At 70.8% G+C, this 15,208-nt stretch carries 9 protein-coding genes and 3 pseudogenes; 5 read left to right on the forward strand and 7 right to left on the reverse strand.

All coding sequences use genetic code 11. From position 1 onward, the window contains the following. Positions 1-172 precede the first annotated feature (172 nt). Entirely contained in the window at positions 173-2,860 is a 2,688-nt protein-coding gene (locus tag AB0N07_RS28605; protein WP_365839844.1) for a SpoIIE family protein phosphatase, read from the forward strand. 267 nt (positions 2,861-3,127) lie between these two features. Here the strand turns inward: AB0N07_RS28605 and AB0N07_RS28610 are convergent. After that, positions 3,128-3,850 (reverse strand): annotated as a pseudogene (locus AB0N07_RS28610) (IS5 family transposase). A gap of 147 nt (positions 3,851-3,997) precedes the next feature. After that, positions 3,998-4,695 (reverse strand): annotated as a pseudogene (locus tag AB0N07_RS28615) (SDR family NAD(P)-dependent oxidoreductase). A gap of 105 nt (positions 4,696-4,800) precedes the next feature. Between AB0N07_RS28615 and AB0N07_RS28620 the strand changes: the two are divergent. Further along, positions 4,801-5,676, forward strand: a complete 876-nt coding sequence (locus AB0N07_RS28620; RefSeq protein ID WP_365839846.1) for a helix-turn-helix transcriptional regulator — start codon at positions 4,801-4,803, stop codon at positions 5,674-5,676. 48 nt (positions 5,677-5,724) lie between these two features. Next, positions 5,725-5,917, forward strand: a pseudogene (locus AB0N07_RS28625) (hypothetical protein); the annotation flags it as partial. On the opposite strand, the gene AB0N07_RS28630 reads toward AB0N07_RS28625, so the two are convergent. Further along, the gene (locus AB0N07_RS28630) at positions 5,914-7,512 is read right to left on the reverse strand and encodes a hypothetical protein (protein WP_365839848.1); all 1,599 of its coding nucleotides are present in this window, start codon (positions 7,510-7,512) and stop codon (positions 5,914-5,916) included. The pseudogene AB0N07_RS28625 and the gene AB0N07_RS28630 overlap by 4 nt on opposite strands. A gap of 85 nt (positions 7,513-7,597) precedes the next feature. Here AB0N07_RS28630 and AB0N07_RS28635 point away from each other — a divergent pair, with 85 nt between their 5' ends. Next, positions 7,598-8,764, forward strand: coding sequence for a glycosyl hydrolase family 18 protein (locus tag AB0N07_RS28635; RefSeq protein WP_365839850.1), 1,167 nt, complete (start codon positions 7,598-7,600; stop codon positions 8,762-8,764). 21 nt (positions 8,765-8,785) lie between these two features. Here the strand turns inward: AB0N07_RS28635 and AB0N07_RS28640 are convergent, their stop codons facing one another. The 4 genes from AB0N07_RS28640 to AB0N07_RS28655 are packed head-to-tail and all read right to left on the reverse strand — an operon-like array spanning position 8,786 to position 12,644. Then, the gene (locus AB0N07_RS28640) at positions 8,786-9,556 is read right to left on the reverse strand and encodes a succinate dehydrogenase/fumarate reductase iron-sulfur subunit (RefSeq protein WP_030929448.1); all 771 of its coding nucleotides are present in this window, start codon (positions 9,554-9,556) and stop codon (positions 8,786-8,788) included. Beyond that, a complete protein-coding gene (locus AB0N07_RS28645) occupies positions 9,553-11,496 on the reverse strand; it encodes a fumarate reductase/succinate dehydrogenase flavoprotein subunit (protein ID WP_365839852.1) in 1,944 nt (647 codons plus the stop codon). Before AB0N07_RS28645 ends, AB0N07_RS28640 begins: the two co-directional genes overlap by 4 nt. 16 nt (positions 11,497-11,512) lie before the next feature. Further along, a complete protein-coding gene (locus tag AB0N07_RS28650; protein ID WP_365839854.1) occupies positions 11,513-12,334 on the reverse strand; it encodes a hypothetical protein in 822 nt (273 codons plus the stop codon). Between the two features lie 19 nt (positions 12,335-12,353). Beyond that, positions 12,354-12,644 (reverse strand): hypothetical protein, encoded by a 291-nt coding sequence (locus AB0N07_RS28655; protein ID WP_115906133.1) that lies wholly within the window; start codon positions 12,642-12,644, stop codon positions 12,354-12,356. A gap of 332 nt (positions 12,645-12,976) precedes the next feature. On the opposite strand from AB0N07_RS28655, the gene AB0N07_RS28660 reads away from it, so the two are divergent. Beyond that, positions 12,977-15,127 carry an ABC transporter family substrate-binding protein gene (locus tag AB0N07_RS28660; protein WP_365839856.1) on the forward strand — a complete coding sequence of 717 codons (2,151 nt, stop codon included), beginning with the start codon at positions 12,977-12,979 and terminating at the stop codon, positions 15,125-15,127. Positions 15,128-15,208 lie beyond the last annotated feature (81 nt).

A 15,208-nucleotide genomic window follows, 5' to 3' on the forward strand; every position in this document is an offset into this window, starting at 1 on the left:
AGGTGTCGGCTGGTTAGAAGACTGGAAGTGTTGTCGCAGCCGGGACCGAAAACCGTCGGGACCGTGCTGTGATCGTGAACACCGTGTTGTGCGGCGCCGTAGTGCTGGATACTGCGGGCAGCCGCCCCCGGTGACCGGTACCGGACGCGGTGAGCTGGAGGGGACGGTTCGCGTGAGCGAGATACCAGCGAAGGCCACGGAGTCCGAGGACCCGTCGGACGGCGCGAAGGCAAAGGCCGCGGGTGATGCCGCGGGTGATGCCGCGGCCGATGCGACGAGCGGGACGACGGGCGGGAGGGGCCTGTCTTCCTTCGGCGGATTCGACGGGACCGACGGAACACCTCACGGCGACGCCATGTGGCAGAGCAGTCCGCCCGGCTCCATCTACGACTACATCAGGGTCGCGTCCTTCTCCATCGGCCCGGACGGGCTCGTCGACCAGTGGAGTCTGCGCGCCGAGCAGCTCTTCGGCATCCCCGCCGAGCGTGCGGTCGGCATGGACCCCATCGAGGCGTTCATCGACCCCGACCTGCGGGAGCAGGGTCAGCGCAAGATGGCCGAGATCCTCGACGGGCGGGAGTGGACCGGAGTGGTCCCGTTCCGTCAGCCCGGTGCGGCGGCGGGGGAGACCGGGCGGGAGGGGCTCGCCGAGGTCTATGTGATGCCGACGCGGACCGAGGAGGGCGAGAAGGCCGCCGTCTGCATCGTGGTCGACGTACGCACCCTGCGCAGCATCGAGACCGACCTTGCCGCCTCGCAGTCGATTTTCGGTCAATCTCCTTTCGGTTTCCTTCTGATCGACCCCGACCTGCGGGTCCGTCGCGTCAACGAGCAGTTCGCGAACACCTTCGGCGGCACGCCCGACGACCACCGCGGGCGCGGAGTCCACGACTATCTCCAGCGGCCCGAGGCCGAGCGGGTCGCGGCGACTTTGCGGCGGGTCCTGGAGACTGGCAACTCCATCACGGACATGCATGTCACGGGCTTCGTGCCGGGTTCCGAGGACCGCCGGCACTGGTCCATCAACCTGTACCGCGTGCACAGCGGCTCCGGGCGCCCCATCGGCGTCGCATGGCTCGGAACCGACATCACCTCCCGCCGCGCCGCGGCCCGCGAGGCCGCTGCCGCGCGGCGCAATCTCGCCCTTCTCAACGAGGCAGGCGCCCGTATCGGCAACTCCCTCGACCTGGAGACCACGGCCCGCGAACTCCTCGACGTCGTCGTCCCCGGCTTCTGCGACCTCGCCACGGTCGACCTCTACCAAGGGCTGCTGGCGGGCGACGAGACCCCGCCGGGCCTGGCCGACGGCAGCGCGGAGCTGCGCCGGGTCGCCTTCGCCAGCGCGGTCTCCGACGCGCCGTTCGTCGGGGGCGGTGCGCCCGTCGCCGTCGGCGCGGTCCACCACTACCCCTTCAACTCCCCTTGTGCGGACGCCCTGCGCACCGCCCGCCCCCAGCTCGTCCCCGCCGAGGAGGGCGGACTCGTCCAGTCCACGCTGGCCGTGCCGATGGTCGCCCACGACACCGTCGTAGGACTCGCGCAGTTCGCCCGTACGAAGGGCAGCGAGCCGTTCGGGGACCGGGACCGGGACCTGGCGGTGGAGCTCGCGGCGCGCGCCGCCGTCTGTATCGACAACGCGCGTCTGTACCGCCGTGAGCACGAGCGGGCCCTGATACTGCAGCGGTCGCTGCTACCGCCGGGCGACCCGGTGGCCTCCGGTCTGGACATCGCCTGCCGCTACCTGCCGGGCAACTCCTCCGCCGACCGCCCCAGCGAGGTCGGCGGCGACTGGTTCGACGTGATCGAACTGCCGGGGCACCGCACGGCGTTGGTGGTCGGGGACGTCATGGGGCGCGGCCTGCGGGCGGCGGTGGCGATGGGCGAACTCCGGTCGGCGGTACGGACGCTCGCGCTCCTCGACCTCGAACCGGCGGAAGTCCTGAGCGCGTTGGACGAGATCGCCCGGGGCCTCGGCGCGCCCGGCGGTGTCCAGCAGGCCACCCGCGCGGCCCGCCGCCCCCGAGAGGCGGACCTCTCCGAGGTGTACCTCGCCACCTGCGTCTACGCGGTCTACGACTCCGTCACGCGTCGCTGCACGTTCGCCAACGCGGGCCATCTGCCGCCCGTGCTGGTCGAGCCCGGCGAGGACGCGCTGATGCTCGACGTGCCGCCGGGCATGCCGCTGGGCGTCGGCGGGGAGCCCTTCGAGGAGGTGGAGGTCGAACTACCCGAAGGCGCACTGTTGGCGCTCTACACGGATGGACTGGTCGAAAGCCGCGACCACCCCCTGGACGAGGGTCTCCAGGCGTTCGTCGGCGCGCTCACGGACCCCTCCGCGCCTCTGGAGGACGTCTGCGACCAGGTCCTCAACACCCTCGACACCCACCACGGCGAGGACGACATCGCCCTGCTGATGGCCCGCGTCCAGGGCTTGCCCGCCGATTCCGTCGGCGACTGGACGCTGCCGCGCGAGCCGCGCAGTGTGGGCAGGGCCCGGGAGTACGCCCGCGGGCAGCTGCTGTCCTGGGACCTCGAACCCCTCGTCGACACAACGGAGTTGCTGGTCAGCGAGCTGGTCACGAACGCCCTGCGGTACGGGGAGGGTGAGATAAGACTGCGGCTGCTGTTGGACCGCACCCTGGTCTGCGAGGTCTGGGACTCCGGTCTCGTCCAGCCCCGCCGCCGCCGCGCCCGCGACACCGACGAGGGCGGCCGGGGCCTCCAGCTGGTCGGCCTCCTGAGCGCGGCGTGGGGCTCCCGCCGTACGCCGCGCGGCAAGACGGTGTGGTTCGAACTGCCGCTGCCGGACGGGGAGACGGGGCTGGCGGATCCGGCGGAGGCGCTGCTGAGCCTGTTCTGAGCGGGGCGCTCCGCGCGCTGCGCGGATTCGCCCCGGCGCCGGGGCAATCGGCCCTCGACCGTCTGCCGGCACGCCGTGGCTGGTCGCGCCCGCGCGGCGGAGCCGCACATGGACACAGCCTCGCGCCCCTTTTGCGCGCGGGCGTCGGCGGCAGCGCCGTGGCTGGTCGCCGCGCGGCGGAGCCGCATGTCGACACGGCCTCGCGTTCCTGTGGGGCGCGTGACTTCGGCCGGGGCAGGTCCCCGAGGGCGCGTTTTTTGGTTGTGATCAAGGGGTGGTTCGTGTGAGGTCCTTGATCCAGATCATCGAGGCGCGCAGGTGGAGGCCCGCGAGGTAGCTGTCCGGGGTCTTGTCGTATCGGGTGGCGGTGCCTCGCCAGGCCCTGAGCTTGTTGATCAGGCGCTCGACGGTGTTCCTCTCCTTGTACAGGTCGGCGTCGTGCCTGACAGGCCGGCCGCCGACGCTGCCCTTCTTCTTCCGGTTGGCGGCCTGGTCCTTCTTCTCCGGGTGACGGCCTTGATGCCGCGTTTACGCAGATGGGCCCGGTTGCCGCGGGACGAGTAGGCCTTGTCCCCAGCGACCGCGTCCGGCCGAGTGCGGGGGCGGCCGACGGGCCCGCGGACGCGTATCTTGCCCAGCACGGGGATGAACTGCGGGCCGTCCGCGGCCTGACCCGCGGTCAGGACCAACGCCAGCGGGCGGCACTTCCGGTCGGCGGCGAGGTGGACCTTGCTGGTCTGCCTCCGCGATCAGGCCCTCCAGCAGGGCCTCGAAGACGCCTGCGTCACGCCACTGCCGGAAGCGGTTGTGAACGGTCGGCCAGGCACCGAACTCCTTCGGCATCTCCCGCCACTGGCCGCCGGTCTTGAACCGCCAAATCACGCCCCCGAACTGCTGCCGCAGCCGCTCGGGGTAGGGGCCGTACCCGCCGATCGGCAGGTACGGCTCGATGAACTCCCATTCGACGTCCTTCAGTTGCACTCGAGTCACGCAAGAAGATCTACCGGTTCGGGCCCGCCGCGAGGACGAATCCCGCAGATTGATCACGATCCGATCTGCGCCCTGGAGCTGCCCGAATACTGCGACGACTACGTGATGTCCTTGTCGCCTGGAGTGGCTGATCCGGCACGGCCGGTTTCAGGACCAAGCGATCTCGCCGTGGCGGGAGACAAAGCGTCCGGTGCCCGCACTGGACGCCTCGGTGGCGAGGGCGACGATCGCGTCCGTGCCCTCGGTGACGGTTTGGGGGCCGCTGTGACCGTTGAGGTCGGTCGCGGTGTAGCCGGGGTCGGCGGCGTTGACGCGGATGCCTTTGAGTCCCTTGGCGTACTGCGTGGTCAACATCGTCAGTGCCGCTTTCGAGGAGGTGTACAGCGGCGCAACGACGTGGGACTCGGGCCGGCTGGGATCGTGGGTGAGGGCGAGGGAGCCCATACCGCTGCTGACGTTGACGATCACAGGGTCGTCCGAGCGGCGCAGCAACGGCAAGAACGCAGTCGTGGTGCGACGACCCCGATGACGTTGACGTCGAGGACGGCGCGGGCGTCGGCGGCGGTGAGGTCGCTGGGATCGCCGACGGGGCCGTGCACACCAGCATTGTTGATCAGGACGTCGATCCTGCCCTCGTGTTCGGCGACGTTCGCGGCCGCGGCGGCCACGGACGCGTCGTCGGTCACGTCGATGGGGACGCAGCGTGCGCCGAGCGCGGCGGCAGCCTCCTCGCCCTGCTCGCGGTTGCGGGCTCCGACGAGCACAGTGTGGCCACACTCGATCAGGCGGCGGGCGGTCTCGCGGCCGAGACCCTTGTTGGCTCCGGTGATGAAGGTGATGGTCATGCGTTCGATACTGATCCCGACGAAGGAGGCGGACCAGGGACGCTTCGACGGTAGGAAGACAAGTACCACCCTCGCGTGCCCATGCACGTCCGGGGATGCAGGAGGATGGACGTCATGTCGACGACACCCGGTACCGGACTGGGCGTGATGATCCGCACGTGGCGGGACCGGCTGCCTCCGTCGGCCGCCGGGCTGCCGGTGGCCCGCGGGCGCCGGACGGCCGGGCTGCGGCGCGAGGAATTGGCTGACCTGGCCGGAGTATCGGTCGACTACATCGTGCGCCTGGAACAGGGGCGGGCCACGACACCCTCAGCGTCGGTGGTGGCGTCCCTGGCGCGCGCCCTGCAACTGTCCACCGCCGAGCGGGACCACCTGTACCGGCTGGCCCAGCTCGTACCGCCGGTGGACGGCGCGATCTCTGACCATCTCCCGCCCGGCGTCCAGCGGGTGCTCGCCCGCCTCGGGGACGTGGCAGTCGCTGTGTTCGCGGCGGACTGGCAACTGGTGTGGTGGAATCGTGGGTGGGCCGCGCTGCTGGGTGACCCCTCCGCCTCGCCGCCGCGGCTGCGCAACTTCGCCCGCGACAGGTTCCCTGTGCACGCCGGCCCCGCCCACCTCGCGCTGTGGCCGGTGACCGAGGCGGACCGCGACGCCACCGACGCCGCCGTCGTCTCCGACCTGCGACGCGCCACCGGCCGCTTCCCCCAGGACAGCCGCTTGGCCGCGCTGATCGGCGATCTGAACGCGGGCAACAGGAGGTTCGCCGAGCTATGGGCGACCGGAGAGGTGGCCGCGCACCGCGAGGACCACAAGACCATCGACCACCCGTCGGTGGGCACGGTCACGGTGGACTGCGACGTCCTGACCGACGGCGACTCCGAGCTCAAGATCGTCATCATGACCGCCGTGCCCGGCAGTGAGGACGAGACCAAGCTCCGGCTCACCGCCATCGCCGGCCCACCGGCCACGACGCACAACTGATCCGACCTGAGCGTCGATCGACCGGTTGCATGTGCGCGGCGAGCGCCGAACCACGATTCTGACCTCTACCAGGAGAGGAACACCGTCGAGGGCCTGATCAACAAACTCAGGGCCTGCCGAGGCATCACCATCCGACAGGACCCCAGACAGCTGCCTCGCCATATACCTGCGCGCCTTGATGATCTGGATCAAAGACCTTCACCCGGACCACTCATTGATCACAACTCGATACGCGCCCTAGTCCGGGGACCCCCGTTCCGCCCGGCGGGTGCGGGTCCGGGGGCCGCCGAAGGCGGTCGGTGGGGCGGGCTGAGGGGTTGTGCCCAGTAGGACTCCGCCGGTGACTGCGCCTGCTGTTCCGGTTTCGTGTTCGGCGGTTCCGGTGATCGGGTTGCCGTGGAGCCGTACGTCGCGTTCGGCGAGTTCGTGTGCCCGGCGGGCCAGGGCGTCGGCGGTGAGCAGGTCCGGTGGCTCCTCGGTGAGCAGCCGCTTCGCCTCCGCCAGCCGGGTGCGCGCCGTGCTTCCGACGGCTCCCCGGTGTGTCGTGACGAAGGCGTCGGCCTCGGCCACGGCACTGCGTGCGACCAGCGACGCGGCGGCCGACAGCACCCCGGCCCGCCCCACACCCACCGGCAGGAGCCCCCGCACCAGCAGCCGGAGGGCGTCGAGCGGGTCGTAGGGCCCGGCGGTCAGCTCTGCCCGTACGGCCGTCAGGACGAGGTCGGCGTGCGCGGCGCGGGCGTGCAGTTCCCCGGCGGGGACGTCCCCCGCGTCCCCCGCGCCCGTCCGCGCGCCCGCGAGTTCCGCCTCCGCCCCGGTGAGCGCGGCCGGCACCAACTCGGCGGCCGAGGCCAGGTCGGCGGCGAGCCGCTCGATGCCGGCCACGAACACCCCGGCCTGTGCTGTCGCCCCTTCGGCGGCCCGCAGATGCCGTGCCGCGTCCGCCGCCTCCCCCATGTCGGCCGCCTGACGGGCCTGGTTCAGCCGGGTCGTGGCGAACACCAGGCGGTCCTTGGCCTGTTCGGCATGCCCGGTGACGGCGTCGACCGCGGCGGACCCGTACCGCCGGGCGAGAGCGGCCAGTGTCGCTCCGGCGCCTCCGGCACGGGCGGCCAGCGCACGGAACCGGTCCTCCGCGACCTCCAGCGCCTCGCCCAGCCCCTCCGCCGTCTCCAGCGCGCGCAGCAGGTCGAACCCCGCGGCCTCCGCGTCCAGCCGCCGCCCCGCCTCCTGGCACCGCCCGATCATCCCGGCGAGCGCATGCCGCCGGGCCGCCTCGTCCTCCGGGATCCCGTCGTCGTACTGCTGCCGCATCCGAAACGCGGCGGACAGTTCGGCCTCGGAGTCCCGCACGGCCCGGACGAACGGCGCCACGGAATCCGCCCCCGACCGCGCCTCGGCGAAGTCGAGTTCCTCCCGGCTGGTGCGCACCCAGTCGTCGGCCCGGGCCAGCAAGGCCCGTACCCGTTCGTCGAGTTCGGAGAGCGGCGCTGCGGCGGGCCCGGCGGGGGCCACGCCACCACCGGGCGTCGTACGCGTCCGGGCGCGCCGTGTGCGCCGCACATACCCGTACCCCGCGACCACCACCACCGCGCCCGCCGCAACGAGCGGCAGCACCAGATCGGCGGCCGACGTCCCGGTCTGCTCCGGCGCGGCGGCGCTCGCGGCGGCCGGATGCGCACGGGCGGCCGGAACCGGCACATCACTGTTGATCGTCATCCATGGCAACACGAGCCACACCACCGCGGCCAGCCCGCCCACCACGGTGTGCAGCACCCGCACGGATATGTGAGCGGTGGCCCGCCGCGGCCGGCCCCGGATCAAGGGTGACGTCACATTTCGGAGCGTATGAGCAGGAATGCGGCCGCGCGACCGGGGTGGGTCAGGGGTGGGGGAGGTGGGATCGACGGGGGGAGCGGGGATGGAACGGGCGCGGCACACGGAGACAGAGACAGAGGCCCCCACGGGCGACAGGACAGAGGAGACCCCGGCAGAGAAGCCGTCCACGGCCCCGCACGTCCCCGCAGCCGCCGACGAAGGCAGTACGGGTGGTGCGGGTGGGAAGGAAAAAGCCGAGGCGTCCAAGCCGCCCCGCCGTCGGCGACGCCTCGCCCTCGCCCTGGTCCTGGCCCTCCTCGTACCGCTGCTCGCCGCCGAATCCGCCCTCCGCCTGAACTACACCGGCGACCCCGAGGAGGGCACGTACACCAGAAACCGCGATGCCATCTGGCTGGGTCACGCCTGGGTCGACGGCCGTAAGACCGACGCCGACGTCACAGCCCTCGCCGACCGCCTGAAAACCACCGGCATCCGAGACCTGTACGTCCACGCAGGCCCCCTGGAACACAACGGCACCCTCCCCAAGTCCGCGTACAGCAAGGCGACCTGGCTCATAGACACCCTGCACGGCCGAGCGCCGCGGCTACGCGTCCAGGCCTGGCTCGGCGACGTACTCGCCACCGAGGGCCCGACAGGGATGCGCCTGGAGCGCCCGGCGACCCGTGCGGCGGTCGTCGCCTCCACCCGCGAGATCCTGGCGGCCGGCTTCGACGGCGTGCACTTCGACCTGGAGCCCCTCCACTCCGGCGACCGGAACTACCTCACCCTCCTCGACTCCCTCCGCTCCGTCACCAGGGCACACCACGCCCTGCTGTCCGTCGCCGCCCACCAGATCGACCCGCTCCCCGGCTTCCACGCCTTCTGGGGCACGGTCGCCGGACACCCGAAGTGGTGGTCGCAGCGGTTCTTCGGCCAGGTCGCACGCAGGGTCGACCAGATCGCCGTGATGTCGTACGACACCATGCAGCCGCTGCAGAGCCTGTACGGCGGCTATGTCGCCCAGCAGACCTCGCTCGCCCTGGAGGTCACACCGCCCGCGACCGACCTGCTGATGGGCCTGCCCTTCTACCACGAGAACCGGTTCGGCCACTGGAACCATGCAGAGACCGCAGCGGCCGCCGTCCGCGGCGTTCGCCTCGGCCTGTCCCGCACGGACGCGGACCGACCCCGCTTCGGCGTCGCGCTCTACGTCGACTTCGCGGCCACGGAGGCGGACTGGAGGGCGTACCGGGACGGCTGGGTGCGCTGAACCCGGCCGCCCTCCCGCGGCCTACGAAGACCGCCGCCTGATCTTCGACCCCAGCCACACCAATGGGTCGTACTTGCGGTCGACCGCCCGTTCCTTCAACGGAATCAGCGCATTGTCCGTGATCTTGATGCCCTCGGGGCAGACCTCGGTACAGCACTTGGTGATGTTGCAGTAGCCGAGGCCGTGTTCGTCCTGGGCGGTCTTCTTGCGGTCGAGTCCGCCCTCGGCGGCCGCGTCCAGCGGATGCATGTCCAGCTCCGCCACCCGCATCAGGAAGCGCGGCCCCGCGAACGCGGTCTTGTTCTCCTCGTGGTCCCGGACCACATGGCAGGTGTCCTGGCACAGGAAGCACTCGATGCACTTGCGGAACTCCTGCGAGCGGTCCACGTCCTCCTGCATCATCCGGTACTCGCCGGGTCCCACACCTTCCGGCGGCACGAACGCCGGGACCTCGCGCGCCTTGGTGTAGTTGAACCCGACGTCGGTCACCAGGTCCCGTACGACCGGGAAGGCGCGCAGGGGCGTGACGGTGATCGTCTCCTCCTGCGTGAACACCGACATCCGTGTCATGCACATCAGCCGCGGCCGCCCGTTGATCTCGGCGGAGCACGAACCGCACTTGCCCGCCTTGCAGTTCCAGCGGACCGCCAGATCGGGCGCCTGGGTGGACTGGAGGCGGTGGATGATGTCGAGTACCACCTCGCCCTCGTTGACCTCGACCTTGAAGTCCTCCAGGCCGCCGCCCTTGACATCGCCCCGCCAGACCTTGAAGCGGGCCTCGTAGCTGCTCACTCGTAGAGCTCCTCTTCGGCGAGGTACTTGACCAGCTCCTCCTTGTCGAAGAGGGCGAGCAGGTCGGCGCGGATGGGTTCGGTGGTCTCACGGGAGAGGGCGATCTGGCCGCGCACGGGGTCCGTGGCCGCAAGGCCGCCCGTGGGGTCGATCAGCCGGCACAGCAGATTGATGTTGCGCCACTTGCGGTCCATCGTCGGATGGTCCTCGCAGGTGTGGCCGCCGCGGGACTCCGAGCGCTCCAGGGCCGCCCGGGCCACGCACTCGCTGACCAGCAGCATGTTCCGCAGGTCGAGCGCGAGATGCCAGCCGGGGTTGAACTGGCGATGGCCCTCGACACCGGCCCGGCGGGCCCGTACCCGCAGGTCCGCCAGCTTCTGAAGCGCCTGCTCCATCTCGCCCTCGCGACGGATGATGCCGACGAGGTCGTTCATGGTCTGCTGGAGTTCCTGGTGCAGGGTGTACGGGTTCTCCGGCGGGCGGCCGTCGTCCTCGCCCGGCGCGGGACCCTCGGCTGAGAAGGGACGCAGCGCCTCCGCGGCCGCGGTGTCGACCTGGACCTCGTCCACGGCGGGGCGTTCGAAGGCCAGGGCCGCCGAGTACTCGGCCGCGTGCCAGCCCGCCCGCCGTCCGAACACCAGCAGGTCGGAGAGCGAGTTCCCGCCGAGCCGGTTGGAGCCGTGCATACCGCCGGCCACCTCGCCGGCCGCGAACAGCCCGGGCACCCCGCGTGCGGCGGCGGTGTCGGACTCGACCGCGATGCCGCCCATCACGTAGTGGCAGGTCGGCCCGACCTCCATCGCCTCCGCGGTGATGTCGACGTCCGCCAGCTCCTTGAACTGGTGGTACATGGACGGCAGCCGGCGCCGGATGACCTCGGCGGGCATGCGCGTGGACACGTCCAGGAAGACACCGCCGTGCGGGGAGCCGCGGCCCGCCTTCACCTCGGAGTTGATCGCGCGGGCGACCTCGTCACGGGGGAGCAGCTCGGGCGGACGCCGGTTGTTGTCCGGGTCCTCGTACCAGCGGTCGCCCTCCTCCTCCGACTCCGCGTACTTCTCCTTGAAGACGTCGGGGATGTAGTCGAACATGAAGCGTTTTCCGTCGGAGTTCCTGAGCACCCCGCCGTCGCCGCGGACCGACTCGGTGACGAGGATGCCCTTCACCGACGGCGGCCAGACCATCCCCGTCGGGTGGAACTGCACGAACTCCATGTTCAGCAGGGGCGCGCCCGCCAGCAGCGCCAGCGCGTGGCCGTCGCCCGTGTACTCCCACGAGTTCGACGTCACCTTGAAGGACTTGCCGATGCCTCCGGTCGCGATCACCACGGCAGGGGCTTCCAGGACGAAGAAACGGCCGCTTTCGCGCTCGTAGGCGAAGACACCGGAGACCCGGCTGCCGTCTTTGAGCACCCTCGTGACCGTGCACTCCTGGAAGACCTTCAGCCGCGACTCGTAGTCACCCGTCTCGCGGTGGTCCTCCTGCTGGAGGGAGACGATCTTCTGCTGGAGCGTGCGGATGAGTTCGAGGCCCGTACGGTCGCCGACGTGCGCGAGGCGCGGGTACTCGTGGCCGCCGAAGTTGCGCTGGGAGATCTTCCCTTCCTTCGTACGGTCGAAGAGGGCGCCCCAGGTCTCCAGCTCCCACACCCGATCCGGGGCCTCCTGCGCGTGCAGCTCGGCCATCCGCCACTGGTTGAGGAACTTGCCGCCGCGCATGGTGTCGCGGAAGTGGACCTGCCAGTTGTCGTGCTCGTTGACATTGGCCATCGCCGCCGCGATGCCGCCCTCGGCCATCACCGTGTGCGCCTTGCCGAACAACGACTTGCAGATCACGGCCGTACGGGCGCCCCGCTCCCGCGCCTCGATGGCGGCACGCAGTCCGGCGCCCCCGGCGCCGACCACGACCACGTCCCACTCCTGGCGGTCGACCACGGACATCAGAAGGCACCCCTCATCAGAAGAATCGCGGATCGTCGAAGGCGCCGGACGCCAGCAGATAGACGTAGAAGTCGGCGAGCGCCACGCTCACCAACGACGCCCAGGCGAGCAGCATGTGCCGGGCATTCAGCTTCCCGACGAACTGCCACGCCTTGTAGCGCACGGGATGCTTCGAGAAGTGCTTGAGCTTGCCGCCGACGATGTGCCGACAGGAGTGGCAGGAGATCGTGTAAGCCCAGATCAGCGTGATGTTGACCAGGAACACGACGGTGCCGAGGCCCATGTGGCCCCAGTTCTCGTGCGTGTCCCGGAAGGACAGCACCGTGTCGTACGTCAGCACGCCCGCGACCAGGATCGCCGCGTAGAAGAAGTACCGGTGGATGTTCTGCAGGATCAGCGGGAAGCGGGTCTCACCGGTGTACTTCTTGTGCGGCTCGGCCACCGCGCAGGCCGGGGGCGAGGCCCAGAAGCCCCGGTAGTAGGCCTTGCGGTAGTAGTAGCAGGTCAGGCGGAAGCCGAGCGGGAAGATCAGGATGATGATGGCGGGGGAGATGCCCCACCAGCTCCCGAAGAGGTCGGCGTTCGGGCCCGACGGCATGTTCTTGCAGTTCTCCGCAAGACACGGCGAGTAGAACGGGGAGACATACGGCGCCGAGTAGTAGTCCGCGTTCGCGAAGGCCCGCCACGTCGAGTACACGATGAAGGCCAGCAACCCGGCCGCGGTGGCGGCCGGAGCCAGCCACCAGCGGTCGGTCCGCAGATGCGGGGCGTCGATCGCGGCGCGCGTACCGGTGCGTACGCCGCCGCTGTTCAGATGTGGTTCCGTACCAGTGGCCAACTCATGACTCCGGTCGGGTTCAGGGGGCGTGGCGGTCGCGGGCGCCGAGTCCTTCGTCGTCCGTGTCGATCCACAGCGAGGGGTCGTACGGGGTGTCGGGGATGGTGACGAGTTCCGGCTTGCGCGGTGCGCTCGGACTCGACGCCGCCTCGCGCAGGAGCGCGACGCTCTCCCGCAGGTGATCGGCGTCGGCGCGGACGCGGCGTATGTCCAGCCCGCCGCTGCCCAGCTGCTTCTCCAGGCGGCCCACCGACCGGGACAGGTCGTCCAGGCAGCGCTGCATTGTCGTCAGGTCGTCTTGCACGGACATGACGTGACCTCACTTCCATGGGCCGTCGGGCCCCAGGTGGCAACGTTCATGCGCCTGCGAGTGTTGCGCGTCACACCTGCCGGTGGGAAGGGATGTGCAGCGATTGGCGGATTGCACGCCTCCAGTGCACGCCTGCAAGCGCTCTGTGTGCGCCGGGGGCGCACATTGGGCCGTACGAGTGGGGTTGCCCGGCTCTGCCGCCGTGTCACCCCCGGTCGGCGAACCCTTTCCTCTTCAGTGGGGCCGTACATCTGATCAACTCCAAAATACGCCCAAATGTGAACAGACCCCCACCCGTGTCACCGGCTGGAGCGGCCTCGGAGGTAGCGAAGATGTCCCACCACGGGAGACTGAGGACCAGACCCGGTGCGGTCGCGCGTTCGGTCGCCTTCCTTGCGGCGGGCGTGCTCGCGGTGCCCGCGCTCGCGGGCTGTGGCTCCGAGGACGAGGCGGGCAAGCCCCTTGCAGGGCCGGACATCGCGCCCGCCGGCCGGGACCTGGTGGCCGACGGCGGCACCCTGCGGTGGGCCGTGGACGACGTGCCGGAGACCCTGAACACGTTCCAGTCGGACGCCGACGCGGTCACGAACCGCGTCGCGCAGGCCGTCCTCCCGTCCATGTACCGGCTGGACGCGAACGGGCGGCCGCAGCGCAACTCCGACTACCTGGAGTCCGCCAAGGTCGTGCAGACCGAGCCCAAGCAGGTCGTGCTCTACAAGATCGCCCAGCAGGCCGTCTGGAGCGACGGCCGCGAGATCGGCGCCGCCGACTTCGCCGCCCAGTGGCGCGCCCTGTCCGGCAGGGACACCGCGTACTGGACCGCCCGCAACGCCGGCTACGACCGCATCGAGAAGATCGAGCGCGGCGCGAACGACCTGGAGGTCAAGGTCACCTTCGCGCGGCCGTACGCCGACTGGCAGTCGCTGTTCTCGCCGCTGTACCCCAAGGACGTCATGGGGACGCCGGACTCGTTCAACGACGGGGCGCGCAGAACGCTCAAGGTCACCGCAGGGCCCTTCGCCCTGCAGGCGGTCGACCACAAGAACAACCAGGTCAGCCTGGTCCGCAACCCGCGCTGGTGGGGTCAGCCCGCCAAGCTCTCCGAGATCGACCTGAAGGCCGTACCGCTCGACAAGCGGCCCGCCGCGCTCGCCGACGGGGAGATCGACCTGGCCGAGATCGACCCGTCCGGCGCCCAGCGCATCGCGCCGGCCGCCGGAGCCAAGGGCTCCGACGCGCTGCCGGGCCCGCAGGCCCGGCGCGCCGCTGCCAAGGCCCTGCCCGCCGATGCCGAGGGCCTGAGCGGTTTCCAGGTCCGCAAGTCGCTTGAGCCGGTCTACACCCAGCTCGCCCTGAACGGCGCCGAGGGCCCCCTCGCGGACGAGCGCGTCCGCCGTGCGGTGGCCCGCGCCCTCGACCGCAAGGCGCTCGCCGAGGCCGTGCTCAAACCGCTCGGGCTGCCCGCCGTGCCCGTCGGCAGCCATCTCGCGCTGTCCGGGCAGGCCGCCTACGCCGACAACAGCGGCGCGCTCGGCGGTCAGGACACCGCTCAGGCGCAGGCGCTGCTCGCGGACGCCGGGTGGGTGCGCGGCGGTCCGGTCAAGGAGGAGAAGCAGGAGCAGAAGCAGCAGAAGGGCGAGAAGGCCGCCGGGGCCAAGGGCCGGAAGGCCGACGAGTCCGACGGCGGCGACGACGACGGGACGTACATCGTCGGCGAGGACGACAACGGCGACAGCAAGAGCGGCCACTACAAGGACCCCAAGGACCACAGCAGGAAGGACGAGAAGGCCAAGAGCGGCGGCACGCACCTCGCGGACGGCAAGTACGCCGGTCGGCAGCCGCAGCACGGCGGCGCGCCCGGTGCCTACGCCCCCAAGGGCACCGCGGCCCCGGCCGGTGCCGCCGCCGGGATGCTGGCCAAGGACGGCAAACCGCTCACCCTGCGCTTCGTGCTGCCGTCGGGACCCGGCTCGCAGGCCCTGCGGACCGTGGCCGACCGGATCGGCGCCATGCTGCAGCGGGTCGGCATCGGCACCCGGATCACGAAGGTCTCCGACGACAGCTACTTCAAGGACCACATCGCGTCCGGGGAGTTCGACCTCGCCCTGTACTCCTGGCCCGCCTCCGCCTTCCCGGCCACCGACGCCCGGCCCATCTACGCCAAGCCGGTCCCGGCCGCCGACGGCTCCCTCGACGTCGAGCAGAACTACACCCGCATCGGCACCGACCAGGTCGACCACCTCTTCGACCAGGCGGCCGCCACCCTCGACAGCGACGAGAAACTCTCCCTGATCCGCAAGGCCGACTCCCGCATCTGGGCCGTCGCCGGCTCCATCCCGCTGTACCAGCGCCCCCAGCTGACGGCCGCGGCCAGGAACCTGGTGAACGCCGGCTCCTTCGGCTTCCAGACCCCGGTCTACGAGGACATGGGCTTCCTGAAGAAGGGGGCCAAGCCGTCGGCGAGCGCGAAGTCGGACGGCTGAGCTGTGGCGTAGCTGAGGGCTCCCTCAAGTCGGGTGCCTCCCCCGCCCGGCGCCCGCACCATGAGGTCGGTATCGATCATG

The organism is Streptomyces sp. NPDC051172 (assembly GCF_040682555.1).
Taxonomy (GTDB): Bacteria; Actinomycetota; Actinomycetes; order Streptomycetales; family Streptomycetaceae; genus Streptomyces.